This window comes from Nocardioides sp. T5, assembly GCF_048161455.1.
Taxonomy (GTDB): Bacteria; Actinomycetota; Actinomycetes; order Propionibacteriales; family Nocardioidaceae; genus Nocardioides.
Genome location: NZ_CP182415.1, coordinates 4383088 through 4403188, shown reverse-complemented (window position 1 = coordinate 4403188; position 20101 = coordinate 4383088). Strand labels below are relative to the sequence as shown.

Genomic DNA, 20101 nt, shown 5'->3' with positions numbered 1-20101 from the left:
ACGGCGACCTCGTCGGGTAGGACTGGGGTCGACCACGACCGTCTCGACGAGATCGACGAAGGACCTGCCCCGTGAGCTTCCAGGTGGACCCCGACGCACTGACCGCGTCGTCGCGCCTCGCATCCCAGCAGCGTGACCACATCGGCGCGATCGACGACTACATCGGCGCCTCCTGCAGCAACTTCGGCGCGTTCTCCGGAGTGCTCAACCTCTTCCAGGGCAGCTACGAGTCGGCCGTCGCCACGGCCCACGACGGGCTGCGCGACTCCCGCGCCGTCGCCGACAAGGTGCGCGACGCCTTCATCGACTCGCGCGACGACTACCTCGACACCGACGAGGCGACGTACGACCGCTTCCGCGCGCTCGCCCCCGACCCGGCCGGCTTCCCGCCCTACGCGCCGGCCGGCAGCGGCAACGACACCCCGGGCGGGCCGCTGTCCAACGCCCCGCAGGACGGCAGCAGGATCCCCGACCTCGAGGACAAGCACCCCGGCATCTCCGACGGCGCCTCCGCGGTGGGCGACAAGGTCAGGCCCGGCAACGACGTCGACAAGCCGCCGCCGTGGATGGACCCGCAGAAGGCCGCCTCCGACGCGGTCACCGACGCCTTCGAGCGCCGAACGGACGAGTACCAGTACTACCGCTCGCTGGGCTACTCCGACGAGGAGGCGCTGCAGTTCGCCAAGACCGACGGCATCGACGGGCACGCCGACACGATCAACCACGACCGGATCAACCGCACCGCGGAGGACGCCTACAACAACGAGTACGACCGCGCGATCGCTGACGGCGCCAGCCCCGAGGACGCCCGCGAGCGCGCCAACGACGCCTACGCCGACTCGCGCTCGCGCGACTCCGCCGACCACGACCGGCGCCGCGACATCGGCAGCACGGCCAGCACCTACAACGACCTCTACAACGAGGGCAAGGAGACGGTCGAGCAGGTCAACGACCTGGTCGACAGCGTCACCGAGATCGGCGACAACGCCGAGGACCTCGACAGCTACGACGACTACCAGTCCCAGGACGAGGACGAGACCGCACAGGAGTGGGCCGGACGATGACCACCATCACCGAGCACGTCAACCCGCTGTCGGCGGTGGCCGGCGGCACCCCGCCGGGCACCCAGGGCCAGTACATCGAGGACAAGAAGGGCGAGTGCGGCCTGATCATCCCGGCCATCGACGGCATCGTCGACAAGATCACCGGCTGGAGCCTGCTCGAGGCGCTCTTCAAGCCGGTGGCCGGTGACTTCAACGCCGTGTCGTCCATGCAGCTCGCGTGGGGCAACGTCGGCAACGCCTGCGCCGGGGTCGGCCAGAACTACACCTCGCTGGGCCAGCAGCTCCCCTCCGTGTGGACCGGACCGGCCGGCAGCACCGCGGCGTCGCGGATGGCCGACATCGGTGAGATGCACGCCGACCAGCAGGAGGCCTCGGGCTACATCGCCGAGCAGCTCGGCCACGTCATCGAGGTCGGCAAGGCCACCCTCGACGTGCTGGTCATCGCCATCGACTTCATCGACGGCGTCATCCAGGAGCTGATCATCTCGGGTCTCGCGGGCCCGATCGGCTGGCTCAAGGCGGGCGTCTCCGCACCCGGCAAGGCCCGCCGCATCGTGGAGCTGATCCACGACGGCCTGCGGGCGATCGAGAAGCTCACCGAGGCGGCGCAGGCACTGCTCAAGGTCCTGCGCTACGTCAACGCCGGCCTCGGCGGCGCCAACGCCGTGCTGACCTCGATCAGCACCGCCCAGCACTCCTCGGCCGGCAACCGCACCGACGACTCCGCCCAGCAAGGATTCTGATGGCCCTCTCCGACGACCCCGGCCTGCAGGCCGCCCTCCAGGACTCGCGCCGCCAGGCCAACGAGGCCTCAGCGTCGCTGCGTCGCCTGGCCGCCCACCTCAGCGCCGAGCGCGACAAGTTCCGCGCCGAGTCGGCCCGCCGCATTGCCGACCTCCAGGCGCAGGCCCGCCGCGGCGAGCTCGGCCCCGACCAGGAGCGCCTCCAGCGCCGCGTCGACGCCGGGGAGACGTCGTGGCGCGACATCGCGTCCGGCGCGGACGACGACCCGACGGCGGAGGCCGCCCGCGCCCACCTCGGCTCGAGCCTGTCCGCCCTGCGCGAGGAGCTCGAGCAGGACGAGGCCTTCCTGGAGGCCGACGCCGCCGCGCGGGCCCAGCAGGAGCGGGCGACCCCCGAGCACTGAGCGGTGCCCGGCGCCCCCGATAGGCTCCGATCATGACCGAGCCCACCAGTCGCCGCGTCGTGTTCGTCGTCGGCTCGGGCCGCAGCGGCACGAGCACGATGGCCGGCACCCTGCGCACGCTCGGCCTGCACGTGCCCCAGCCCGAGGTGGTCGCCGACGCCACCAACCCCAAGGGGTTCGGCGAGCCGCGCTGGGTCGTCGACCTGCACACCGAGCTCCTCGCCCGGAGCAACGTCCAGGTCTCCGACGCCCGGCCCCGCGCGTGGCTCGACACCGGCACCACCAGCGGTGACCACGCCACCCGCGAGCGCGTCACCGCGTGGCTGGAGGGACAGTTCGACCTCGGCGACGAGCTGGTCGTCAAGGACCCCCGCGCGGCCTGGTTCCTCGGCCTGTGGCGGGCCGCGGCCGACCGCTGCGGCGCCACGTCGTCGTACGTCACCATGCTGCGCCCGGTCACCGAGGTGGTCGGCTCCAAGCAGGCCTACTACGGCAAGGTCGGCGCGGGCTCCGACCAGGGCGCGATCACCCGCACCGCCGCGTGGGTCAACATGATGCTCCACACCGAGCGCGCCACCCGCGGCCAGCAGCGCGCCTTCGTCCACTACGGCGACCTGCTCGACGACTGGACGCAGCCGGTCTTCGCCCTCGGCGAGGCCTTCGACCTGGCCGGTGTGAAGACCGCGATGGCCGTCGACATCGCCGAGGTGCACCGCTTCATCGACCCCTCGCTGCGCCGCGTCACGGCGACCTGGGACGACATCGGCGTGCCCGACCGGCTCCGCGAGCTCGCCGACGAGACGTGGCAGGCGCTCGATTCGATCGCCGCCGACGACTCCGCGAAGAACCAGGAGTGGTGCGACCAGCTGCGCACCGGCTACGCCGAGCAGTACGCCGAGGCGGAGGCGTTCGCCCACTCGACGGTCGTGGCCCAGCGGCGCGCCGCCGCCGCGGAGGCCCGGCGCGAGGCCGGACAGGCCGCCCGCAGCGGCGCCGACCGGGTGCCGCACGCAGTCCGCGCGATGGTGCCGCCCGCGGCCCGGCAGAAGCTGCGCCGGGTGATCGGCCGGGAGCGGCCCGCCTGATGCCCGACATCGCCTCCCTCGAGGGGGACCCGGCGTACGACGTCACGTGGCCCTGGACGTCCGGCGAGCCGCTGGTCCCCGGGCTGACGTGCGTCTTCCGGGTCCGCAACGAGGCGCGCAACCTGCCGTGGGTGCTGCCGCCGGTCTTCTCGGCGGTCGACCACGTGCTGGTCGTCGACAACGGCTCCGACGACGGCACCGCCGACGTCGCGCGCGCCGTCGCCGAGCAGTGCGGGGCCACCGACCGCCTCACCGTCCTGGACTACCCCCACCAGGTGGCGCGCGCCGGTGGCGAGCACCTCGCCACGCCGGCCACGAGCGTCCACTCGCTCACCCACTTCTACAACTGGTGCTTCTCCCACGTCCGCACGACCTACTCGATGAAGTGGGACGGCGACATGGTGCTCACGCCCGAGGGCGCCGGGATCCTGCGCGACCTGGCATGGCAGCTCCAGCCCACCCGCGCGATCGTCGCGATGCCGCGCCACCCGCTGACCGTGGTCGACGAGTCCACCGGCTGGCTCGACCTGTCGCTGCGCTTCCTGGAGCCGTGGGTCTACCCGATGGGCCCGGACACGACCTTCGTGAAGGCCTTCGACTGGGAGCTGCGCGAGCAGCCGCCCGGCATCGAGCGGATCGTGCTCCAGCAGGGGCTGGTCGTCGAGGTGAAGTGGCTCGACGCCGACGAGTACGCCCACTGGCGCCGCGACGGCGTCGACTTCACCAACACCCGGCTCTACCGCAAGCTGCGGGAGTTCGAGGTCGACGAGGCGATCCGCAACGGTGACCCCGAGGCACTCGGCGGGCTCGTGAAGGTGACCGCGCCGGCCGGCGTCCACATCATCGACCACGTCAGCCGCGACTGGCTCTGGCGCCAGCCCCGACCGCTCGTGCAGCACTCGCTGCCCGCCGCCCTGAGGCACCGAGGGCCGAAGGAGCACGTGTGACCGTGACCCACCCTCTCCACGACCTCCGCCTGCCCGGACCCACGCTGGTGCTGGTCGACGACTCCGACAGCCTCGCCCTCGACGCGCTGCACGGCATCGAGGACCTGCCCGGCCTCGAGCCGACCGTCGTCCCGCTGTCCACGCTCGACGGGCCGCGCAAGGGCTGGGGCTCGGTGCTCGTCGTGGCGGCCGACCGCGCGCGGCTGCGACGGATGGCCAGCGCCGTACCCCTCCTCGGGCAGTGCAAGGCCGTCGCCTGCTGGCTCACCGACTCGCCCGTGCCGTGGGTGCTCGTGCCGCGCCCGGAGTGGCCGCGGCTGGTGCACCTCGCCGCCCGCGAGGCCGGTGACCGCGGCGTCCTGACGGTCGCCCGCTTCGCCTCCGGCGCCCGCGCCCAGGCTCGTGGTGATGGAGATGGCCCGCCAGGCCGCCGGCCCCGGTGACACCACCCACGGCGGCCTCGTCGTGGCGTACGCCGGTCGCCCCGCCGCGCCGGGTCTCGACGCCCGGTCGGTGCTGCTGCGCGACGTCGCGGACGCCGGCGACGCCGAGCGCGACGTGCCGCCCGACGTGGTGGTCGCCCGCCGCGGAGCCACCTCGCAGCAGAGCGTCGCCGAGCACCACGTCATCGACCGCGCCCCGACCGTCGTCACCGACCCGGGTCCCGAGCCGGTCGACGAGCGGGTCTTCAACCCGATCGGCTTCCGCAAGGACTGGGACCACCCCGTCGTCGACCTCGCCCGGCTCGTCGACCGTGCCGGTCCGGGCCCGGTCACCGAGGGCGTCGTCGCCGCCGCGCGCGCCTTCCAGGGCGTGCGCCTCCCCGCCGACACCCCCACCGCCGACGTGCTGGCGCTGGCGATCTCCGGCGTGCCGGTCGTCACCGAGGGCGTGCTCGACGTGGCGCCGCCGCTCGCGGCCGCCCTCGACGCCGAGGTGGACCTCGACGACCCGCTCCGGCGCGAGGAGCACAGCCTGGCCGTGCGCCGCGCGGCCTTCGACCACCACTCGACCCTGGCGTGGAGGTCGGCGCTGGCCTCGCGCGCCGGTGTGCGCCACGTCGGGCTGCCGGCGGTCAGCGCGCTGCTGTCGACCAAGCGGCCCGAGATGCTCGACTTCGCCCTGCGGCAGGTCGCCCGGCAGCGGGGCGCGGAGGTCGAGCTGGTGCTCGCCGCGCACGGCTTCGAGCCCGACCGCGACGCCGTACGCCGGGCCCTCGGCGACCGGCCGCACCAGGTCCTGACCTTCGACGGGTCGGCCTTCTTCGGCGACGTCCTCACCGCCGCGGCGCGGGCCGCGTCGAGCGAGGTGCTGCTCAAGGTCGACGACGACGACTGGTACGCCCCCGACGCCGTCCACGACCTGCTGATGGCCCGCCGCTTTTCCGGCGCCGACGTGGTCGGGATGCCCTCGGAGTTCGTCTACCTGCACGCCAACGCGGACCGCGAGGCCCTCACCGTGCGGCGCCGCCACCCCTCGGAGCTCTTCGCCCGCTTCGTCGCCGGCGGCACCCTGCTGCTCGACCGCGGCACGCTGCACGCGCTCGGCGACTTCCGCCGGGTCCGCAGGTACGTCGACGCGCAGCTGCTCTCGGGCGTCGAGGCGGCGGGCGGCCGGATCTACCGCACCCACGGCCTCGGCTACGTCCTGCGCCGCACCGGCGCGGGACACACGTGGCAGCGCGACGACGAGGAGTTCCGCCGACCTGACATCGTTGCCTCGGAGTGGCCGGGCTTCCAGCCCAGCCTGGCGTTGGAGGTCGACCCGCTCGACCGGACTGGCCCGGACTCGACAGGGGGGAGCTAGGACATGGCGCGGCAGCCGGTGGTGCGGCACAACGACTGGGGGTCGCTGACCCCTGCGACGCTCGGCGACTGGGAGCCGACGCTGTCGGTCACCGTCGTCGTCCCGACGTTCAACTACCAGCACACGCTGCCCTATGTCCTCGCCGGGCTCGCCGCGCAGTCCTACCCCTCGCACCTGCTCGAAGTGCTCGTCGTCGACGACCAGAGCTCGCCGCCGCAGGAGCTGCCGGAGGTCCGCCCCGACCACACCCGGCTGATCCGGGTCGAGGAGGGCTGGGGCCGCGCCAACGCCTGCCACCTCGGCGCGCTCGCGGCCGACGGCGACGTCCTGCACTGGTACGACGCCGACATGCTGGCCTACCGCGAGGAGGTCGAGGCGCACGCCCGGTGGCACCACCTCGTCGACTACGCCGTCCCGGGCGGCGCCAAGCTCTTCGTCGACCCGACCACCCTGCTCGAGGTCGACCCGGCCGTCGTGCGCGACCGGGTGGCGGCCGGCGAGGCGGGCGACCTCTTCCCCGGCCAGGAGCACGAGCCGCACCAGTGGGTCGAGGACTACTGGGCCAAGACCGACGACCTCCGCACAGCCGGCCCGCGCGCCCAGCGCTACCACATCGGGATGACCGGCTCGGTGACGAAGGCGCTCTACCTCGACTCCGACGGCTTCGACCGCACCCTGCGCCTCGGGGAGGACATGCACCTCGGGCACTCGCTCGCCCAGGCCGGCGGCGTCTTCGTCGTCGACCGCGAGGCCCGCAGCTGGCACCTCGGGCGCTCGCAGGTGCTGCGCCGGGCCGAGCAGGTCAACCGGTTCAACGACCCCTACCTCGCCGACCTCGTGCCGACGATGCGCCCCAAGCGCAACCGCCGCGGCCGCACCTACCAGGTGCCCTACCTCGAGGTCGTCCTCCAGGCCGGGCCCGCCGACGAGACCATCCACGTCGTCGACTCGCTGCTCGACGGCGACGTGCCCGATCTCCGGGTCACCGTCGTCGGGCCGTGGGGATCCGTCCACGACGACCGCGTGCAGCCCGTCGAGGACCCGGTGCTGGAGACCCGCCTGGTGCACCGTTCGTTCGTCCACGAGCCGCGGGTGCGCCTCGTCGAGGAGGCGCCGAACGGCTCCGAGGCCGAGTTCGTGCTGACGCTGCCCGACGTGTCGCTCGCGCCGCTCCCGGCCGCGCTGGCTGCCCTCCTCGACGACCTCGAGCGCACCCACCACGGCGCCCGCGTGCTGTCGTACGACTCGGGCGCGGCCGCGCGGCTCGAACGGACGTCGGCGCTGGCCCGCGTCGGTCGCCTCGCCGCTCCCGGCGACGACCCGGAGGCGCTGCTCGAGGAGTCGTTCGGCGTGAAGACCTACCCCGCGACGTCGGTCGGCTGGGTGCCGGTCGCCGAGCGCGTCGTCGAGCGGTTCGTGCTCGGCGCCCGCCCGCCGATGGACCCCGACAAGTCCGAGCGTCGGCTGCGCAAGGCGCTCGCCCACGGGGCGGGTTCGCGCGAGCCCGCCGACGACCCGACGGCTCCCGTCAACGGGGACGGCGACCACCGGCGCGGGCTCTTCGGCCGCCGCCGCTGACGCCGACCGGGCGCTTCCTGCCGTTTGGCGGCACTGACCGGGCGCTTCCTGCCGTTTGGAGGCGCTGACCGGGTGCTTCCTGCCGCTTGGAAGGGGGGAGGTCGGTCAGTCGGCGCCGAAGAGGTCGCGCGTGTAGACCTTGTCCTGCACGTCGGCGAGCTCCTCGACCATCCGGTTGGCGACGATGACGTCGGCGCGCTCCTTGAAGGAGGCGAGGTCATCGGTGACCTCGGAGCCGAACCACTCCTCGACGTCGAGCTCGGGCTCGTAGACGACGACCTCGACGCCCTTGCCCTTGAGCCGCTTCATGATCCCCTGCACCGACGACTCGCGGAAGTTGTCGGAGCCTGCCTTCATGATCAGCCGGTGGATGCCCACGACCTGCGGCGCACGGTCGAGGATGTCGAAGGCGATGAAGTCCTTGCGGGTGGTGTTGGCCTCGACGATGGCGGAGATCAGCGTCTGCGGGACGTCGGAGTAGTTGGCCAGCAGCTGCTTGGTGTCCTTCGGCAGGCAGTAGCCGCCGTAGCCGAACGACGGGTTGTTGTAGTGCGTCCCGATGCGCGGGTCGAGGCCGACGCCGTCGATGATCTGCCGGCTGTCGAGGCCGCGGGACAGTGCGAAGGAGTCGAGCTCGTTGAAGTAGGCCACCCGCATCGCGAGGTAGGTGTTGGCGAAGAGCTTGATGGCCTCGGCCTCGGTGGGCTCGGTGAAGAGCACGGGCACGTCGTCGGCCTCGGCGCCCTTGACCAGCAGCTCGGCGAAGGCGCGGGCCCGCTCGGAGTCCTCGCCGACGACGATCCGCGCCGGGTACAGGTTGTCGTGCAGCGCCCGCCCCTCGCGCAGGAACTCGGGGGAGAAGATGACGCCCTCGATGCCCAGGCGCGCGCGGACGTCCTCGATGTAGCCCACCGGCACGGTGGACTTCACGACCATGGTCGCGCGGGGCTCGATGCGGTGGACGTCGCGCATGACGCCCTCGATCGAGCTGGTGTCGAAGTAGTTGGTGACGGGGTCGTAGTTGGTCGGCGTCGCGATGATGACGAAGTCGGCGCCGGTGTGCGCCTCCTCGGCGTCGGTCGTGAAGGTGACGTCGAGCTCCTCCTCGGCCAGGAAACGGGAGATGTCGTCGTCGTGGATCGGGCTCTCGCCGCGGCGCAGGGTGTCGATGCGCGGGGCGTCGAGGTCGAGGCCGACGACGGTGTTGTGCCGGGCCAGCAGCACGGCCATGGACAGGCCGACGTAGCCGAGGCCGGCGACGGAGATCTTCGTGGTCACGCGGTCAGTGTGCCGTACGTCCTGCCGGCAGGACCGCGAACCACGGCTCCGACCACCCCGAGATTCGGAGGGCGCCACGCTCGAAGGCGTCCCGCGTGATCGTCGCCGGTCGGCCCGTCGCCGGGTCGTACGCCGTCAGCCCGTCGTCGCCGCCGATGACCGGGCCGACGACCAGCACGACGTGGCGCGGCAGCGACCGGTTGCCGACGTAGAGCGGCACGGCGTGCCCGAGCGAGACGGCGTGCACCACGTCGTCGTACGCCTCCTCGCGGCGTCGCGGCGAGACCGACCGGACGCGGTGGCGGGTGCCCGGTGGGGACGTCCCGCCGGTGACGCTCAGCTCGTGCGCCAGGGCCCACGGAGCGGTGCCGAGGGCGCGCGGCCATGCGACCTGCAGCGCCCCGGAGGCGCAGTACCAGCGGTTGGTGCGCACGTGCGTGGCGAGGACCTCGTCGGCGAAGCGGCGGTCTCGCGGACGGGGGTCGCGTGGGCGCCCGGTGACCTCACCGGTCCCGAGCCACTGGGCGTAGTCGTCGTCGCCCAGCATCCGCGCGACGACGAGGCAGGCCGATCCGCAGGTGGTCCGATCGGGTTGTACGAGGCCGGCGCGCACCCCACGGAACGCGCCGGCCTGCGCACCGCGCAGCGGGTCGGGTGACAGCGGTTCCCGACCCGGCGCCGGCCGACCGGCGAGCGCGTCGCGCAGCCGGTCGACCAGGTGCTCGAGCAGGCGCATGGTCCATGTCTACCGCGCGGCCTGCCCGACGTGAGGGTCAGCCGCGGTCGGCCGGGGAGGGGGACGGACGGCGGAGAGAGGGGAGGCGCATCGGTCTGGGACCCTTCGTCGGCGTGCCCGCCCGGATGGCGGCTCCCCAGTGGTTCGGAGTGACCCGGGTCACGGATGGGTGGGGATCGCCTTGCCGCTTCTGGGTACGGTCCAGGCATGGGTATGGCAAAGAAGATGGCGGCCTTCGGCATCGCCAAGAAGGTCTACGACGAGGCGCGCAAGCCCCACAACCAGGCCAAGATCAAGCAGGCCGTGCAGAAGATGCAGGAGCGCCGCGGCGCCAAGCGCTACTGAGCGGTCCGGGTCGGGGTGCCACGCACCCCGACCGCCCAGGCGTACGCCGCCAGGGCGAGCAGCACGGGCCACAGCGCGGCCCGCTCGAGCGCACCCGCCGCACGGCCCTCGGCGGAGAGCACGAATCCCACCGCCGCCGCGGCGGTGAGGACGCCGGTGGCGAGCAGCGCTTTCGCCAGCCGCGGCCGGGTCCTCCGGACGCGGTGGCCGAGGAGCAGCAGCGCCAGCGGCTGGGCGACGAACAGCGGAGTCGCGGCGAGCGCGTGCAGCGTGGCGTCCTGGTCGAGCGGCGCGAGCCCCGTGGCGTACGAGCTGAGCCCCGAGACCACGAGCAGGCCGGTCGCCCACGGTCCGAGCGGCCTCGCCAGCAGCAGCGCCCCGCCGGCGAGCGCGACGCCGTAGACCATGAACGCGCCGTTCATCACCTCGTGGCGCGGTGAGCAGTACGCCGCCGTGCACCCGACCTCGCCGAGCCTGCTCACCGAGTCGGCGAGGAAGCTGTAGCCGCCGGTCGTCGCGGCGGCCGTGACCACCTCGGCGGCGACGTAGGTCGGGCGGAGCAGGAGGACGAGGGCGCCGAGCCGGACGGCACGGGTCGGGGTGTCGGGCACCCGGCCAACGTAGCCACGCCCCGGGAGACACTGAGCGCATGGACCTCGACCGTTTCGTCGCCGCGCAGGACGACCACGCCACCTACGACCGGGCGCTGTCGGAGCTGAGGGCCGGCCGGAAGACGAGCCACTGGATGTGGTTCGTGTTCCCGCAGGTGGCCGGCCTGGGCCAGAGCCCGACCGCGAAGCACTACGAGCTCGCCGGCCTCGAGGAGGCCCGGGCATACGTCGACCACGAGGTGCTCGGCCCGCGCCTGCTCGCGTGCTGCCGCGCCCTGCTCGAGCTGGACGACGGCTCGACCGCCGAGCGGGTGCTCGGGTCGGTCGACGCGATGAAGCTCCGCTCGTCGATGACGCTCTTCGCGCGCGCCGACCCCCACCAGCGGGTCTTCCCCGACGTCCTGGACCGCTTCTTCGACGGAGGGCCCGACGAGCGGACGATCGCCCTGCTCGGCTGAGGCCGCGCCCGTCCGTGTCGGTCCTGCGCCCCACCACTTCGGGTGGGGAGTCGTTGCGACGTCCGCCGGGCCGGCGTAGGACTTGCAGATGACCACCACACCAGTCGAGCCCGAGTCCGACCCCGACGTCGTCCCGTCCGGTGACCCCGGTGTCGCCCCGATCGACCCCGGCGAGGTACCTGACTCGCCGATCCCCGAGACCCAGCCCGCCGGCGAGAAGTAGCGCTGGCCGCCGATCTGCCTATGCTCGCGCCATGACGATCCAGCAGCCCACCGAGCTCACGCACGCCGCGATGCTGGGCCTCGGTGTCCATCGGCCCGAGCGGCTCGTGACCAACGACGAGATCTGCGAGGTGCTGGACTCCTCCGACGAGTGGATCCAGACCCGGTCGGGCATCCGCACGCGCCGCTTCGCGGGTGAGGACGAGACGCTCATCGGGATGTCGGTCTCGGCGGCCGAGAAGGCACTCGCGGCCGCGGGCGTCGGCCCCGAGCAGGTCGGCTGCGTCATCGTCGCGACCTCGACCCACCCCGAGCACACGCCCGCGTCGGCGCCGCAGGTCGCGACCGCGCTCGGGATCACCGCGGCCGCGTTCGACATCTCCGCTGGATGCGCAGGCTTCTGCCACGCCCTCAACCTGGCCGCGTCGATGGTGCGATCCGGCGCCGAGAGCCACGTGCTCGTGATCGGGGTCGAGCAGCTGAGCCGCTTCATGGACCCGACCGACCGGGGCACGGCGTTCATCTTCGCCGACGGCGCCGGCGCGGTCGTGGTGGGTCCGTCCGAGGTCCCCGGCATCGGTCCGACCGCGTGGGGCTCCGACGGCTCGCAGTCCCACGTCATCACGCAGACGCCGAGCTGCCTCGGCGGGCACTCCGAGGTCGACCACCCGGTGGTCCAGATGGAAGGCACGGCCGTCTTCCGCTGGGCGCCGTTCGCGATGGCGAAGGTGGCCCACGAGGCGCTCGACCTGGCCGGCGTCTCCGTCGACGAGCTCGACGCCTTCATCCCGCACCAGGCCAACCTGCGGATCACCCAGACCCTGGCCAAGAACATCCAGATCCCCGACTCCGTCGCCATCGCCACCGACGTCATCGACTCGGGCAACACCTCGGCCGCGTCCGTGCCGCTCGCGATGGAGGCGATGCTGCGCAAGGAGGAGGCGGAGGCCGGCCAGACCGCACTGCTCATCGCGTTCGGGGCCGGGCTGTCCTACGCCGGCCAGGTCGTCACCCTCCCGCCGCTGGGCTAGTCGCCGATGGACGGCGCGTGCGAGGTGGAGCTCCGCAGCGGCGACGTGGTCCGGGTCCGGCCGATCCACGACAGCGACGCCTTCGAGCTGCAGCGCGCGTTCGCGCTGATGAGCGAGCAGTCGCAGTACCGGCGGTTCCTGACGGGCACCCCACGGCTGACCGACAGCCAGGCGGCCTACTTCACCGCCGTCGACCACGTGGGCCACGAGGCGTACGTCGCCCACTCCCCGGACGACGAGACCTACATCATCGGCGTCGCACGCTTCATCCGCTACGCCTCCGCTCCCGACGACGCCGAGCTGGCGATCACGGTCGCGGACACGTGGCACGGCCGCGGGCTCGCCACCGCCCTGCTGCGCGTGCTCACCGCGCGGGCGGTCGAGGTGGGGGTGAAGCGGTTCCGGGCCGAGATGATGGCGGACAACGAGCCCATCCTGCGCCTCCTGCGCCGCGCCGGGATGACCGACGAGACCGTGCGCGGCGAGGTGGCGAGCGGCTCGATCGAGCTCGCTCCGCCCGGCTGAGTCAGGAGCGCGCCAGTCGGTCGGCCACGATGCGCCACACGTCGGGGTCGAACCCCATCCCGAGGTGCGTCGACGCCACCTCGACGTGCTCCGCCTGCGGCGTGGAGCGGTCGATGCACGCCTGCCACGAGACGACGCCGTCGCGCCGGGAGAACAGGACCGTGAGCGGCACGCGGATCGGCGAGGCGGCGTCCAGTCGGCGGGCGACGCGGTCGGCGTCGGCGTCCCCACCCGCGCTGGAGGCGCGGGCCACGCTGGTGTGGCGGGCACCGCCGGCCACGGGCGTGCCGTAGGTGATGACGCGACGTACGACGTCGGGGTGCCGTCGGGCGACCTCGCGGGCGATCACGCCGCCGAGGCTCCAGCCCACCAGCGAGGCGGGCCGGCCCGCCTCGTCGACCAGGTCGCGGACCCGCTCCGACAGCCGCTCGACGTCGCGGCGCGGGTCGCCGGTGTTGGTGCCGAAGCCCCAGCCGCGGGCGTCGTACCCGAGTCGGGAGAGGTAGGCGCGCAGCGGCGCACCGGTCAGCTCGGGCGCCTTCCACCCGGGGATGTCGACCACGAGGTGGCCGTCGCCGCGGGGAGCCCCGGCCAGCCGCGGGACGGCGCCGACCAGGCGGGCCGCGTCGAGGCCGGCCCCGAGCTCGCCGAGCATCGTCCGACCCGTCGGCGGACCGGCAGGACGGTCGAGGTCGTGCGGGTCGTCGTGGGGCCGGGCCCGGGTGCGGACGCCCGCGGTGGACAGGAGCTGCTGGCCGCGCAGCGGGAGACGTGGCATGCCGCGAGCGTACGTCGACGGCCCTGCTGGACGGCCCTGCTGGAGAGCTCTGCTCGCGGACTCGGGTCCAAGGTCCCGGCCACCTGCGGACCTTGTCCCGCTCACCGCGTCCCTCACCTCCGACGAGGGTGGAGCCATGACCCTCCCGGAAGCCGTGCTCGTGCCTGCCCTGCCCACCCACGAGCGTTGGTTCGTCGAGTCCCAGCAGGCCGGGGACTGGTCGTTCTTCTTCTCGCCGCTGCCGCTCGTGCTGACCGCTGCCGTCGTCGTCGTGGCCGTGGCGTGGCGTGCGATCGCCCTCCGGGTCGACCGCCCCGAGCTGCCGGTGCTCCGTCCGCTGGGCCGGCTGGTGCCGTGGGTGCCGCGCCTGCTCGGGATCCACCTCGGCGTCGCGCTGCTCGCGCTGGCCGCGACGGGTGCCTTCATCACGCCGTCCAACGACCACCTCTCCGGCCCGGGCGGCAACGCACTGCTGCTCGTCGAGGCTGCGCTCGGCATCTGGCTGGTCACCGGCTGGCAGCTGCGCACGGCCGCCGCGCTGGTCCTCGGCCTCGCCCCGGCGCTCGCCCTGGTGGCCGGCTTCACGGCGCTCGGCGAGTGCGCCAACCTCGCGGCTGTCGCGGCCTTCCTGGTCGTCGTACCGCCCGGTCCTGACGCCCACGGCGCTGCCCACCCGTCGCGCGCGCAGCTGCGCTGGGCGCTGCTGTGGCTGCGCCTCGGCGTCGGCGCCGCACTGATCGTGCTCGCCTTCTCCGAGAAGCTCACCAACCCGGCGATGGCCGTCGACACCCTCGAGCGCTACCCGGCGCTCGACGTCTTCGCGCTCGTCGGCGTCCACGTCTCGCCGGAGACCTTCGTCGCGATCGCCGGAGCCACGGAGCTGCTGTTCGGGCTGCTCGTCATCTCGGGCGCCTTCCCGCAGGTGGCCGTGCTCGTCGCGATGGTGCCCTTCAACGCGACGCTTCTCCTCTTCGGCCAGACCGAGATGGTCGGCCACCTGCCGGTGTACGGCGTCTTCCTCGCGCTGCTCGTCTACGGCTCGTCGGAGGAGACCTTCCGCGCGGTGCGCTGGCTGCCGCGGCGGTCGGCGCGGCAGGTGGCCGTGCCGGCGGCCGTGGCCTGAGCCCGCTGGTCACGCTCAGGCGAGGGCACGCACGTCCCCGCTGAGGTGCTCGTGCGCGACCGAGCGACCCGCGGCGGCGAGGAGGAGCCACCGGACCTCCCCCTCGACCCGGCGACCGGAGCCCCACTCCCACGCCACGTCGGTGGCGACCAGGTGGAAGCCGCGGAGCCGGGGCCCGAGCGGGAAGCGTCGCGACCACCAGATCGTCCGCTCCAGCGCCGCGACGGCCGCGTCCTGCGGCACCGGGTGGTCGAGGCCGAGTGGGACGCAGATGTCCTGGGTGTGGACCAGGAGGTCGAGCAAGGGCTCGAGGTCGGAGACGCCCGGGACCTTGCGCCGCGAGCCGACGAACCCACGCAGCGTGGCCACGACCTGCTCGTGCGTCAGCGGGCTGTCGATCGCGGTGTCGCGGATCGTCGCGTGGTAGCGCAGGCCCGACCGGAGCGCCGGTCCGAGCACGTCGCGGACGCGCGCCTGGGCGAAGCAGAGGTGCGCCGCCACGTCGCGCACGGTCCAGGCCTCGCACAGCGAGGGCACCCGCCACGCGTCGTCCGGCAGCGTTTCGAGGAGGTCGGCCAGCGCGGCCCGTTCGGTGTCGACGTGGCGCCAGATCGTGTCGGTGTCCATGACGCGCCTCCCACAATTGGTCAGACTGTCTGACTAATATGCACCTGTGGCCACGCACACGTCAACGCCCTCTCCAGACCCCAACGTGGGAGTGCTGATGTACGTCGCCTCCCGGTCGCTGGAGGCGCGGGCGTACGACGCCGCTGTCGCCGCCGGCGCCGACGACCTGACGCCGACGCAGGCGCGGCTGATGGCGCAGATCGATCCCGACGGGACCCGGGTGGTCACGCTCGCCGCCCGGGCGCGCACGACCAAGCAGTCCGCCACGTCCCTCGTCGACCAGCTCGAACGTGCCGGCTACGTCGAGCGCGTCCCCGATCCCGCCGACGGCCGCGCCAAGCTCGTCCGCCTCACCGACCGCGCCCGCACCGTCGGCGCCGAGGCGAACGCCGAGGTCGCCCGGGCGCTCGGGGAGTGGGAGGAGCACGTCGGCACCGCACGGATGAGGGAGCTCGAGGAGACGATGCGGATGCTGCGGGGGATCACCGACCCCTGGGCGTGAGCGGCGGCCAGCCGCGCCGGACGTGCGCGACACTGGGAGACATGGACCAGGACGACAGCGTGGAGGCCGAGGGGTCCGGCGACGGGCCGCCGCAGGACCACAAGAACCACCCGGGCATCGTGCACTCGGCGACGGACCGGTTCTTGAGCAGCACACGGATGCTGGTGGAGCAGATCGCCAAGGTGGGAGGGGCGGGTGCGCAGGCGGTCGTCCCCGGGTCGGTCCTCTCGACGGCCGACCACATGCTCACGTCCATGCGGGAGGTCGTCGAGTCGGCCCCGCAGGTCGGAGCCGAGCTCGAGATCGTCATGAGGGAGATCCGCGCCAAGCGGTTGACCATCCAGGCCATCGAGGCCGAGCTGTCCGTCCTGGACGACCAGCTCGAGGTCCTCGAGCGTTCGCTGGCGCCGCTCCAGGCCTGGAGCAACCAATGGAGCAAGCTGCAGCACACGCTGCTCCACTCCCTCGACCCGCCGTCGGAGGAGCAGGACTGACTCGACCCTGGGGCTCCGGCCGCCGTTCACGGGTGGTCCAGCTGGATGCGGTCTCGAGCCCCGCGGCTAGTCGCTGCCTCCGTCGGCCGCTTGCTCAGCGAACTCGCTGATCCGCGCCGCCACCTCCGAGTCGAGCCCCGCGCGGAGAGCGTCGAGGTCGTCGACCAAGAACGACTGAGCGCCACACCAGTCGGACTTCACGACGACACCGTCGATGCACCAGTGCGCGTTGGTGCGGTGTCCGGCCAGGACGAGCTGGATGCGCTCGGCGTCCACGCTGGAGCCGTCCAGCAGCTGCGTGGCCTCGATCCCGATCCTGTGCAGCTCCGCCGCCTGTGGGTCCTGGTCGGGCTCGCTCTCGTCGAACTGCAGGTAGGACACGGCGTCCGCATCGTCGCGAAGCATCTGCCTCAGGACCAGGTGCTCGCCATAGGCGCCGATCGTGTCGGTGAGCGACGGCGCCGGCGCGCCGTCCACGTGGACCGTGCCGTCGGCATCTCGTGTGCCGTAGTGCTGGCTCTCCGAGCTGGGCGAGGCGTACGCGAACCGTCGCCACCGTCGAGCGTCACCGTCGTGATCGACGACGTGGTCCACGAGGTAGAGGGGACCGTCCTCGCCCATCTTGAACACTGTGCGCGTCCGCAGGCTCCGCGGCTCGAGGTGGCGAAGGATGGCGCCGCATCGTCCGACATCTCCGTCGACGAAGGCGTGGTACTCGGTCTTCAGGGGGTCTCCTCGAAGGTGCCGACAGGCGAGGGATCGATCTACCACTGGACTGTTCCACAGGACCGGTCAGCGACCCGCCCTCAGTGTCGGTGCCCTCTGGAAGAGTGCGTGCATGACAGCGATCGCGCACTTCGACGACCACGACGTGGTGGCGTTCGCGCGGTGGCTGGAGGCCGACCTCGCGTCACTGTCCGAGCGGCCGCTGTGGTCGATGTCGACCCAGGACACGGAGGCGGCGCTGCTGTCGCTGACCCGGGTCCGGGGCCAGCTCGACGCGCTGCTGATGCGCGTCCTGCGGCAGGCGGAGGCGGTGGGTGCCGGGATGGGCACCGGGGCGACGTCGACGACCAACTGGTGGTCGCACGCGACCCGAACCACCCGTGCCGAGGCGCACCGGACGGCGCGGCTGGCGAAGGCACTGGAGGACCACGACGAGGTCGCCCACGGGCTGGCGACCGGCGACCTGCGCAGCGACCAGGCCCGCGTGATCGTCGACGCGGTGGACGACCTGCCCGACGCGGTGGAGGAGTGGGTGCCGGCCGCTGCGACCCGGTTCCTGCTCGACAAGGCGGCCGAGCACGACGCGAAGGACCTCCGCACGCTGGGGCGCCGGGTGCTCGAGGCGGTCGACCCCGCGGCCGCTGACGCGGAGGAGGCGCGCCGCCTCGAGGGCGAGGAGGCCGACGCCGTGGCTGCAGCCTCGTTCACCATGGTCGACGACGGGCACGGCACGTGCCACGGTCGCTTCACCATTCCGTCGCGCTACGGCGCGATGCTCATGAAGGACCTGAAGGCCCGCGTCGCACGCGAGTGCAGGAAGGGCGCGACCGGAGCTGTGACGGACGAGGAGCGGCCCGCGCCGCTGAGCCGGCACCGGGTGGGCCGGGCGTTCATGGACTACATCGAGACCCGATCGTCGGCGCCGGCGCCCAAGGCCGGCGGCGTGGCCGCAACGGTGGTCGTGACCATGGACCTCGAGACCCTGCTCGGCGGTATCAAGGCGGCCTCGCTCGACACCGGCGGACGCATCAGCGCCGGCGAGGCGCGACGGATCGCCTGCCGCGCGGGCATCATCCCCGTGGTGCTCGGCGGACCGAGCGTGCCGCTTGACGTGGGCCGCAAGCGGCGCTTCCACACCGAGGCCCAACGGATCGCGATGGGGGTCCGCGACGGCGGGTGCACCGCCGCCGGCTGCGACGCCCCACCTGCGATGACCGAGGCCCACCACGACGAGGTGTCCTGGGGTGAGGGCGGCGGGACGAGCGTCGAGAAGGGTCGGTTGCTCTGCCCGCCCCACCACCGACGCATCCACGACCCGACGTTCCAGCACTCCCTCGACAAGCACGGCAAGGTCCGCTTCACCAGGCGGACGTGAGGAGCACCTTGCCTGCAGCGGGAGAGTGGAGCCATGACCGAGCAGCAGCCCTACGAGGTCGTGCGCGAGCACCCCGGCTTCGAGCTGCGCCGCTACCCCGAGCACGTCGTCGCCGAGACGCGGGTGACTGCGACGTTCGAGGGTGCCGGGAACACCTCCTTCCGACGGCTCGTGGGCTACATCGGCGGGCGCAACACCCAGTCCCGCAAGGTCGCGATGACCGCGCCGGTCGTCCAGGAGGCTGAGGGCGAAACGGCCGGCCGCTTCGTGGTCGGCTTCGTCATGCCCGCCGACTTCGACCTCGCCGGCGCTCCCGACCCGACGGACCCCGACGTCCGCCTGCGGGCGGTCCCGGCACACACGGCCGCTGCGCTGAGGTTCTCCGGGCGCTGGACGCGTGACCGGTACGACGAGCACGCCCGCCGCCTCCTCGTCGCCCTCGACACGGCCGGCCTCGAGGTCGTCGGACGGCCGCGGTTCGCGCGCTTCGACCCGCCGTGGACGCCGTGGTTCCTGCGGCGCAACGAGGTCGTCGTACCGGTGGCGGATCCACATGATTGACGTCAGCTCAATGCGCGTGCGCGTCCGACGTGCCGCGGGCTAGCCTCGAGGCCTCGCCCCACCCCTGGGGCGACCGGGCTCCGCAGGCTCGACCTGCGCGGCGACCGGGATCCGTGAACAGTGGTCCGACCACATCGGCAGGGGTTGCCCGGCGGCCGGGTCTCCGACCCGGCCCGTCGGTGCCGGCCGCGCGCGGACGAACCCGGGTGCGCGCGGGCAACCCCGCGCGCAGCCCTCAGCCGCGCAGCCGCACGGACAGGCAGGTGACGCAGCCCTCGAGCTTCTCGTACTCCGTGACGTCGACCGTAACCACCCGCAGCCCGCGGTCCTCGTAGAGCGCCCGGGTGCGGGGTGCGGCCGCGGACATCAGCACGGTCCGCTTGTCGAGCAGCACGACGTGCGAGCCGGGCTCCTCGGGGACCGCGAGGAACGAGTCCCACGTGGACGGGTCGTCGACGACCTCCTCCCACCCGACGACGGTGCCGTCGGGGAGTGCGGTGACCGCGGACTTGAGGTGCAGCGCCCTCGTCAGCGGTACGGCGACCACGCGAGCGCCGAGCGGGCCGAGGTGCTCGGCGAGCTGGTCGATGCCGGCCTGGTTGGTGCGTCCGCCCAGCCCGACCCACACCGTGCCGTCGTGCTTGAGCACGTCGCCGCCGTCGAGGGTGCCGGGCGACTCGATGTGGGCGATCCGGTAGCCCAGGTCGCGCAGCGCCTGCTCCGTGCCGGCGACCTCGGCCTTGCGCTCGTCGGCTCCGGGGCGCGTGATGACCGCCAGGTCGTCGTACACCACCACGGTGTCCTCGACGAACACCGAGTCCGGGCAGTCGGGGGCCGCCGGGACCTCGATCGTCTCCCAGCCCTCGGCCTGCAGCGCGGCGACGTAGGCCTCCCACTGGCGCTGCGCGAGGTCGAGGTCGACCGGGACGCGGTCGATGTGGGTCAGCAGGCCTTCGGCGAGGCGGGGGCTGGGGCGGCGGACGAGGGCGCGACGGTTCACCCGTCGATCTTCGCAGTGCCTGGCCGTGGCCGGGCAGCAGGCCGTGTCGGGGGGCTGCAGCCCGTGTCGGTCCGCCTTGACA

At 73.1% G+C, this 20101-nt stretch carries 25 protein-coding genes; 18 read left to right on the top strand and 7 right to left on the bottom strand.

The features are described 5' to 3' along the window. The first annotated feature begins 71 nt into the window (after positions 1-71). The 8 genes from ACNKF0_RS21560 to ACNKF0_RS21525 are packed head-to-tail and all read left to right on the top strand — an operon-like array spanning position 72 to position 7627. Positions 72-1064: a hypothetical protein gene (locus ACNKF0_RS21560; protein WP_416954804.1), complete on the top strand. Its 993-nt coding sequence runs from the start codon at positions 72-74 to the stop codon at positions 1062-1064. Beyond that, on the top strand, positions 1061-1807 hold the full coding sequence (locus ACNKF0_RS21555) for a hypothetical protein (protein WP_416954803.1): 747 nt from the start codon (positions 1061-1063) through the stop codon (positions 1805-1807). The genes ACNKF0_RS21560 and ACNKF0_RS21555 overlap by 4 nt, the downstream gene beginning before the upstream one ends. After that, entirely contained in the window at positions 1807-2211 is a 405-nt protein-coding gene (locus tag ACNKF0_RS21550) for a hypothetical protein (protein ID WP_299926741.1), read from the top strand. Before ACNKF0_RS21555 ends, ACNKF0_RS21550 begins: the two co-directional genes overlap by 1 nt. A gap of 32 nt (positions 2212-2243) precedes the next feature. Next, entirely contained in the window at positions 2244-3296 is a 1053-nt protein-coding gene (locus tag ACNKF0_RS21545) for a sulfotransferase family protein (RefSeq protein ID WP_416954802.1), read from the top strand. Further along, a complete protein-coding gene (locus tag ACNKF0_RS21540; protein ID WP_299926737.1) occupies positions 3296-4243 on the top strand; it encodes a glycosyltransferase family 2 protein in 948 nt (315 codons plus the stop codon). The genes ACNKF0_RS21545 and ACNKF0_RS21540 overlap by 1 nt, the downstream gene beginning before the upstream one ends. Positions 4244-4245: 2 nt before the next feature. Beyond that, positions 4246-4686, top strand: a complete 441-nt coding sequence (locus ACNKF0_RS21535; RefSeq protein ID WP_416954801.1) for a hypothetical protein — start codon at positions 4246-4248, stop codon at positions 4684-4686. Further along, positions 4652-6049 (top strand): hypothetical protein, encoded by a 1398-nt coding sequence (locus tag ACNKF0_RS21530; protein ID WP_416954800.1) that lies wholly within the window; start codon positions 4652-4654, stop codon positions 6047-6049. The genes ACNKF0_RS21535 and ACNKF0_RS21530 overlap by 35 nt, the downstream gene beginning before the upstream one ends. 3 nt (positions 6050-6052) lie before the next feature. Further along, the gene (locus ACNKF0_RS21525) at positions 6053-7627 is read left to right on the top strand and encodes a glycosyltransferase (RefSeq protein ID WP_416954799.1); all 1575 of its coding nucleotides are present in this window, start codon (positions 6053-6055) and stop codon (positions 7625-7627) included. A 105-nt stretch (positions 7628-7732) separates the two neighbouring features. On the opposite strand, the gene ACNKF0_RS21520 is transcribed toward ACNKF0_RS21525, so the two are convergent. Further along, positions 7733-8863 (bottom strand): nucleotide sugar dehydrogenase, encoded by a 1131-nt coding sequence (locus ACNKF0_RS21520; RefSeq protein ID WP_416958602.1) that lies wholly within the window; start codon positions 8861-8863, stop codon positions 7733-7735. A 46-nt stretch (positions 8864-8909) separates the two neighbouring features. Next, positions 8910-9641: a hypothetical protein gene (locus tag ACNKF0_RS21515; RefSeq protein ID WP_416954798.1), complete on the bottom strand. Its 732-nt coding sequence runs from the start codon at positions 9639-9641 to the stop codon at positions 8910-8912. 207 nt (positions 9642-9848) lie between these two features. On the opposite strand from ACNKF0_RS21515, the gene ACNKF0_RS21510 reads away from it, so the two are divergent. Beyond that, positions 9849-9986 carry a hypothetical protein gene (locus ACNKF0_RS21510; RefSeq protein WP_299926724.1) on the top strand — a complete coding sequence of 46 codons (138 nt, stop codon included), beginning with the start codon at positions 9849-9851 and terminating at the stop codon, positions 9984-9986. Here the strand turns inward: ACNKF0_RS21510 and ACNKF0_RS21505 are convergent. After that, on the bottom strand, positions 9980-10597 hold the full coding sequence (locus ACNKF0_RS21505; protein ID WP_416954797.1) for a DUF998 domain-containing protein: 618 nt from the start codon (positions 10595-10597) through the stop codon (positions 9980-9982). The genes ACNKF0_RS21510 and ACNKF0_RS21505 overlap by 7 nt on opposite strands. 38 nt (positions 10598-10635) lie before the next feature. Between ACNKF0_RS21505 and ACNKF0_RS21500 the strand changes: the two genes are divergently transcribed. From ACNKF0_RS21500 to ACNKF0_RS21485, 4 genes are all read left to right on the top strand, one after another. Beyond that, entirely contained in the window at positions 10636-11055 is a 420-nt protein-coding gene (locus ACNKF0_RS21500) for a DUF1810 domain-containing protein (protein ID WP_416954796.1), read from the top strand. An 88-nt stretch (positions 11056-11143) separates the two neighbouring features. Then, positions 11144-11278 carry a hypothetical protein gene (locus ACNKF0_RS21495; RefSeq protein ID WP_299926715.1) on the top strand — a complete coding sequence of 45 codons (135 nt, stop codon included), beginning with the start codon at positions 11144-11146 and terminating at the stop codon, positions 11276-11278. Positions 11279-11309: 31 nt separating this feature from the next. Beyond that, positions 11310-12308 (top strand): beta-ketoacyl-ACP synthase III, encoded by a 999-nt coding sequence (locus ACNKF0_RS21490; protein ID WP_416954795.1) that lies wholly within the window; start codon positions 11310-11312, stop codon positions 12306-12308. 6 nt (positions 12309-12314) lie between these two features. Next, positions 12315-12833 (top strand): GNAT family N-acetyltransferase, encoded by a 519-nt coding sequence (locus ACNKF0_RS21485; RefSeq protein ID WP_416954794.1) that lies wholly within the window; start codon positions 12315-12317, stop codon positions 12831-12833. 1 nt (position 12834) lies between these two features. Here the strand turns inward: ACNKF0_RS21485 and ACNKF0_RS21480 are convergent, their stop codons facing one another. Next, positions 12835-13611: an alpha/beta fold hydrolase gene (locus ACNKF0_RS21480; protein WP_416954793.1), complete on the bottom strand. Its 777-nt coding sequence runs from the start codon at positions 13609-13611 to the stop codon at positions 12835-12837. A 136-nt stretch (positions 13612-13747) separates the two neighbouring features. Between ACNKF0_RS21480 and ACNKF0_RS21475 the strand changes: the two genes are divergently transcribed. After that, positions 13748-14734: a hypothetical protein gene (locus ACNKF0_RS21475; protein WP_299926704.1), complete on the top strand. Its 987-nt coding sequence runs from the start codon at positions 13748-13750 to the stop codon at positions 14732-14734. 15 nt (positions 14735-14749) lie between these two features. Here the strand turns inward: ACNKF0_RS21475 and ACNKF0_RS21470 are convergent, their stop codons facing one another. Further along, on the bottom strand, positions 14750-15361 hold the full coding sequence (locus ACNKF0_RS21470; protein WP_416954792.1) for a maleylpyruvate isomerase family mycothiol-dependent enzyme: 612 nt from the start codon (positions 15359-15361) through the stop codon (positions 14750-14752). A gap of 97 nt (positions 15362-15458) precedes the next feature. On the opposite strand from ACNKF0_RS21470, the gene ACNKF0_RS21465 reads away from it, so the two are divergent. Together ACNKF0_RS21465 and ACNKF0_RS21460 are read left to right on the top strand one after the other, a co-directional pair. Beyond that, positions 15459-15863, top strand: a complete 405-nt coding sequence (locus ACNKF0_RS21465) for a MarR family winged helix-turn-helix transcriptional regulator (protein WP_299926698.1) — start codon at positions 15459-15461, stop codon at positions 15861-15863. Between the two features lie 41 nt (positions 15864-15904). Continuing rightward, positions 15905-16357, top strand: coding sequence for a hypothetical protein (locus ACNKF0_RS21460; protein WP_299926695.1), 453 nt, complete (start codon positions 15905-15907; stop codon positions 16355-16357). A 66-nt stretch (positions 16358-16423) separates the two neighbouring features. On the opposite strand, the gene ACNKF0_RS21455 is transcribed toward ACNKF0_RS21460, so the two are convergent. Beyond that, positions 16424-16978 (bottom strand): hypothetical protein, encoded by a 555-nt coding sequence (locus tag ACNKF0_RS21455; RefSeq protein WP_299926692.1) that lies wholly within the window; start codon positions 16976-16978, stop codon positions 16424-16426. 217 nt (positions 16979-17195) lie between these two features. On the opposite strand from ACNKF0_RS21455, the gene ACNKF0_RS21450 reads away from it, so the two are divergent. Both ACNKF0_RS21450 and ACNKF0_RS21445 read left to right on the top strand, forming a co-directional pair. Further along, complete coding sequence (locus ACNKF0_RS21450; RefSeq protein WP_416954791.1) at positions 17196-18458, top strand: DUF222 domain-containing protein; 1263 nt, start codon at positions 17196-17198, stop codon at positions 18456-18458. Between the two features lie 33 nt (positions 18459-18491). Continuing rightward, a complete protein-coding gene (locus tag ACNKF0_RS21445) occupies positions 18492-19019 on the top strand; it encodes an SOUL family heme-binding protein (protein ID WP_416954790.1) in 528 nt (175 codons plus the stop codon). Between the two features lie 235 nt (positions 19020-19254). Here ACNKF0_RS21445 and ddaH read toward each other — a convergent pair whose 3' ends face one another. Next, complete coding sequence (gene ddaH / locus ACNKF0_RS21440) at positions 19255-20019, bottom strand: dimethylargininase (RefSeq protein ID WP_416954789.1); 765 nt, start codon at positions 20017-20019, stop codon at positions 19255-19257. Positions 20020-20101 lie beyond the last annotated feature (82 nt).

What these genes read in the sequence shown, in the direction of transcription:
- ACNKF0_RS21555 (WP_416954803.1), top strand. Translation starts at nt 1,061, where the DNA reads ATGACCACCATCACCGAGCACGTCAACCCGCTGTCGGCGGTGGCCGGC.
- ACNKF0_RS21550 (WP_299926741.1), top strand. Translation starts at nt 1,807, where the DNA reads ATGGCCCTCTCCGACGACCCCGGCCTGCAGGCCGCCCTCCAGGACTCG.
- ACNKF0_RS21545 (WP_416954802.1), top strand. Translation starts at nt 2,244, where the DNA reads ATGACCGAGCCCACCAGTCGCCGCGTCGTGTTCGTCGTCGGCTCGGGC.
- ACNKF0_RS21540 (WP_299926737.1), top strand. Translation starts at nt 3,296, where the DNA reads ATGCCCGACATCGCCTCCCTCGAGGGGGACCCGGCGTACGACGTCACG.
- ACNKF0_RS21530 (WP_416954800.1), top strand. Translation starts at nt 4,652, where the DNA reads ATGGAGATGGCCCGCCAGGCCGCCGGCCCCGGTGACACCACCCACGGC.
- ACNKF0_RS21525 (WP_416954799.1), top strand. Translation starts at nt 6,053, where the DNA reads ATGGCGCGGCAGCCGGTGGTGCGGCACAACGACTGGGGGTCGCTGACC.
- ACNKF0_RS21515 (WP_416954798.1), bottom strand. Translation starts at nt 9,641, where the DNA reads ATGCGCCTGCTCGAGCACCTGGTCGACCGGCTGCGCGACGCGCTCGCC.
- ACNKF0_RS21510 (WP_299926724.1), top strand. Translation starts at nt 9,849, where the DNA reads ATGGGTATGGCAAAGAAGATGGCGGCCTTCGGCATCGCCAAGAAGGTC.
- ACNKF0_RS21500 (WP_416954796.1), top strand. Translation starts at nt 10,636, where the DNA reads ATGGACCTCGACCGTTTCGTCGCCGCGCAGGACGACCACGCCACCTAC.
- ACNKF0_RS21495 (WP_299926715.1), top strand. Translation starts at nt 11,144, where the DNA reads ATGACCACCACACCAGTCGAGCCCGAGTCCGACCCCGACGTCGTCCCG.
- ACNKF0_RS21490 (WP_416954795.1), top strand. Translation starts at nt 11,310, where the DNA reads ATGACGATCCAGCAGCCCACCGAGCTCACGCACGCCGCGATGCTGGGC.
- ACNKF0_RS21485 (WP_416954794.1), top strand. Translation starts at nt 12,315, where the DNA reads ATGGACGGCGCGTGCGAGGTGGAGCTCCGCAGCGGCGACGTGGTCCGG.
- ACNKF0_RS21480 (WP_416954793.1), bottom strand. Translation starts at nt 13,611, where the DNA reads ATGCCACGTCTCCCGCTGCGCGGCCAGCAGCTCCTGTCCACCGCGGGC.
- ACNKF0_RS21475 (WP_299926704.1), top strand. Translation starts at nt 13,748, where the DNA reads ATGACCCTCCCGGAAGCCGTGCTCGTGCCTGCCCTGCCCACCCACGAG.
- ACNKF0_RS21470 (WP_416954792.1), bottom strand. Translation starts at nt 15,361, where the DNA reads ATGGACACCGACACGATCTGGCGCCACGTCGACACCGAACGGGCCGCG.
- ACNKF0_RS21465 (WP_299926698.1), top strand. Translation starts at nt 15,459, where the DNA reads ATGTACGTCGCCTCCCGGTCGCTGGAGGCGCGGGCGTACGACGCCGCT.
- ACNKF0_RS21460 (WP_299926695.1), top strand. Translation starts at nt 15,905, where the DNA reads ATGGACCAGGACGACAGCGTGGAGGCCGAGGGGTCCGGCGACGGGCCG.
- ACNKF0_RS21455 (WP_299926692.1), bottom strand. Translation starts at nt 16,978, where the DNA reads ATGGGCGAGGACGGTCCCCTCTACCTCGTGGACCACGTCGTCGATCAC.
- ACNKF0_RS21450 (WP_416954791.1), top strand. Translation starts at nt 17,196, where the DNA reads ATGACAGCGATCGCGCACTTCGACGACCACGACGTGGTGGCGTTCGCG.
- ACNKF0_RS21445 (WP_416954790.1), top strand. Translation starts at nt 18,492, where the DNA reads ATGACCGAGCAGCAGCCCTACGAGGTCGTGCGCGAGCACCCCGGCTTC.